The 3,552-nt window shown below is 73.5% G+C and carries 3 protein-coding genes; 2 read left to right on the top strand and 1 reads right to left on the bottom strand.

Annotated features, from left to right (window positions below; all coding sequences use genetic code 11):
* Positions 1-222: 222 nt before the first annotated feature.
* Entirely contained in the window at positions 223-2,010 is a 1,788-nt protein-coding gene (locus tag RYN42_RS20005; RefSeq protein WP_315099341.1) for an MDR family MFS transporter, read from the bottom strand.
* Positions 2,011-2,140: 130 nt separating this feature from the next.
* Between RYN42_RS20005 and RYN42_RS20000 the strand changes: the two genes are divergently transcribed.
* Complete coding sequence (locus RYN42_RS20000; protein WP_315099338.1) at positions 2,141-2,770, top strand: hypothetical protein; 630 nt, start codon at positions 2,141-2,143, stop codon at positions 2,768-2,770.
* 44 nt (positions 2,771-2,814) lie between these two features.
* Positions 2,815-3,462, top strand: coding sequence for a copper resistance protein CopC (locus RYN42_RS19995; RefSeq protein ID WP_315099335.1), 648 nt, complete (start codon positions 2,815-2,817; stop codon positions 3,460-3,462).
* Positions 3,463-3,552: the final 90 nt, after the last annotated feature.

Raw genomic sequence — 3,552 nt, 5'->3', positions numbered from 1 at the left:
TGGGCTGGTATTTTTTTATAACACACCCCCCGCCCGCCGCGAGCACGCCCGCCGCGGCGACGCCCATGGTCACGACGCCGGCCCGGACCAGCACCTCCCGCCTGTCCAGGCAGCCGTCGCACGTGTGGGTGGTGGTGGTGGGTGCTGTCGCGGACATCTCGGCCTCCTGGTCGACGTGCTCGTGGCGGACACCCACTGTGACGGAATCGGGGCGCTCCGGGTTCACCCGCTGCGCGACGAGTTCTCGGCCTCCTGGTCAGCGCGGCCCACCGCGGCCTCGTCGGCGACGATGCTGGTGACGCCACCGACCGCGGTCGCACCGGGGCTCGCCTGCGCGGCGGTCGCGGCGTCGTCGTCGAAACGGCCCTGGATGCCCGACACGTTGCGCAGGGGCAGCTCGGGGAGCAGGACGGTGAGGATCAGGCCGAAGACCATGATGACGGCGGCCAGCAGCAGGACCGTGTCCACCGACTGCGCGAAGCCGTCGAGGAACGGCTGCGCGAGGCGCGGGTCGAGGGCGGTGATGAACGACGAGTCGTCCAGGGAGGGCACCGCCCCGCCGCCGCGCGCCATCTCCAGGACGGGTGCGTTCGCCGGGTCGGCCAGCACCGCGGGGTCGGCGAGCGCCGCCTGGAACTCGGCCGTGCCCGTCGCGGTCCGGAACGCCGACGCGATGTTGCCGCCCACCGTCGAGAACAGCACCGAGAGGAACACGGCGGTGCCCAGCGTCCCGCCCATCTGCCGGAAGAACAGGGACGACGACGTCGCGACGCCCATGTCCCTGACCGGCACCGCGTTCTGCACGGCAAGCACCAGCGGCTGCATGGTGAGCCCCAGCCCGAGCCCGAACACGATGGACACCGCGAACACGTACGGCAGGCCGGTGCCGGCCTCGAGGCGGGAGAACAGCAGGGCGCCGATGCCCATGAGGACGGTGCCGATCACCGGGAAGATCTTGTAGCGGCCGGTGCGCGAGGTCGCCTGTCCCGCCACGATCGAGCCGGTCATGATCCCGAGCGTGAACGGGATGAGCGTCAGTCCCGCCTCCGTGGGGGACTGGCCCTTGGCGATCTGCAGGTACAGCGGGAGGGTCGCGAGGCCGCCGAACATGCCGAGGCCGATGACGAGGTTGGCGCCCGCGCCCACGGAGAACGTGCGGTTGCGGAACAGGTAGAGCGGCAGGATCGCGTCGGCCTTGGCGTACCGCTCGGCGACGACGAACGCCGCCACGCCGACCGCGCCGATCAGGTAGCAGGCGATCGACCGCGGGGAGTCCCAGCCCCAGATGCGCCCCTGCTCGGCGACGACCAGCAGCGGCACCAGCGCGACGACCAGCGCGAGCGCGCCGGGGTAGTCGATCCGGTGGTCGACCCGCGTGAGCGGCGGCAGGTGCAGCACGCGCGAGATGACGAGGATCGCGATGATGCCGATGGGCACGTTGATGAGGAAGACCCAGCGCCACCCGTCGACCCCGAGGATGGTGTCGGCGCCGGCGAAGAACCCGCCGACCACCGGTCCGAGCACCGACGACGTCCCGAACACCGCCAGGAAGTAGGCCTGGTAGCGGGCGCGCTCGCGGGGCGCGACGAGGTCACCGAGGATCGTGATCGCCAGCGCCATGAGCCCGCCGGCGCCGAGACCCTGCACGCCGCGGTACGCGGCCAGCTGGTACATCGAGTCGGCCGTGCCCGACAGCAGCGAGCCCACCACGAAGACCGAGATCGCGAACAGGTACAGCGGCTTGCGGCCGTACAGGTCGGAGAGCTTGCCGTAGAGCGGGGTCGAGATGGTGGCCGTCAGCAGGTACGCGGTGGTGACCCAGGCCTGCAGGGACAGCCCGTGCAGGTCGTCCCCGATGGTCCGGATGGACGTGGCGACGATCGTCTGGTCGAGCGCGGCGAGGAACATGCCGAGCATGAGGCCGCCGAGGATCGTGAGGATCTCCCGGTGCGTCGGCGGCGTGAAGGTGGCTGGGCCGGCCTCGGTCGAGGCGGTGCTCTGAGGCGACATCGAACCTTCTGAGGCAGAGGGGGATTGATTGCGCAGGACAACCATCGTGTACGTGCTCGCAACACGACGCCACCGGGATGTGTTCCCCTTCACCGGTCCCCGCGCAGCCGGCGGCCGCTACGGTGTCCGCATGCGCGCGCCCGCGACCGGCCCCCTGCGCCTCGCGCGTGCGGGAGCGGCCGCGGCGGTGACCGTCGCGCTCGCCGCGCTGGCCCACGTGGTCGCGGACGGCGAGCTCCCCGCGCTCGTCGTGACCCTCACCCTGACCGCGGTCGTGCTGGCGGCCGCGGTCGCCCTGACCGGACGCCGGCTCGGAGCGCTCGGCGCGGTCGGGCTGCTGGCCGTCGGGCAGCTCGCGGTGCACGCGTCGTCCACCCTGTTCACCTCGATGGCGTGCCTGCCGGGGGAAAGCGCGCCGACGCACGTGCACCACCCCGGCATGGTCATGGCGCCCGCCTGCACCGCGGTGGACGCGGCGCTCGTCGCGCCGGTGCTCGGCCTGCCGGCCATGCTCGTCCTGCACGTCGTCGCGACGCTCGTCACCGCCCTCGTCCTCGTCGGCGTCGACCGTGCGCTGTGGTGGCTGGCCGCGTGGCTGCGTCCCCTGGTAGGTGGCCCCGCCGCGGTGCCCGTCGTCGCCGCCCGCGCGGCACTGCCGACGCCCGCGGACGTCCCCGGTCCTGCACACGCCTGGTGGCGTGACGTCGTCCCGCTGCGCGGTCCGCCCGCGTGGCAGTCGCGCTCGCTCCCCCCGCGCTGACCCGCGCGCGCCCTCGCTCGCCACCACACCCCTGCGGAGCTTCCGTGCCCTCGTCCCCTCGACCGACCTCCACCGCGCTGCGCGGCCTCGCTGCCCTCGGGCTGGCCCTGACGGCCGGCCTCCTCGCAGCCCCACCCGCGCAGGCCCACACCGTCCTGCAGAGCACCGACCCCGCCGCCGGCTCGACCGTGCCCGCGGTGCCCGAGATCATCACCATGACGTTCAGCGAGCCCCTGCTGGACGTGGGGACGACGATCATGGTCCACGCGTTCGACCAGCGCATGGTGAGCATCGGCCCGCCGGTCCTCGTCGACAACACGGTCTCGCAGGCGGTCACCGGGGAGCTCCCCGCCGGCGAGTACACGGTCCTCTACCGGGTCACCTCCGCCGACGGGCACCCCATCGAGGACCAGTTCCGGTTCACCGCCGCGGAGGCCACGTCGTACGGGGTCGCGACGCCGGCGCCGACCATGACGCCGACGGCCTCCGCGGAGGTGACGCCGGTGCCGCTGCCGAGCCCCTCGGCCTCGCCCTCCTCCTCCCCCTCACCGTCCGCCCCCGCGGCGCCGTCCTCCGAGAGCCGCGTCTCCGGTCCGGTGCTGATCGGCGCGGTCGCGGCGCTCGTCGTGGCGGGTGCGGTCGTCGCGTGGCTGCTGCTGCGGCGCCGGCCGGGGCCGCCTCCGGGCACGTGACCGACGGCATGTCCGGCGGGCGCTCGAGTCGACCTACGCTGGTCGGATGACTGCGCCGGTGACGAGCGCCGGCCGCGCGGGCGCCGGCGG

The sequence above is a fragment of the uncultured Cellulomonas sp. genome, assembly GCF_963527515.1.
Taxonomy (GTDB): domain Bacteria; phylum Actinomycetota; class Actinomycetes; order Actinomycetales; family Cellulomonadaceae; genus Cellulomonas.
Note: the sequence above shows the minus strand (reverse complement) of the source record. Positions and strands in the feature narration are given on the sequence as shown.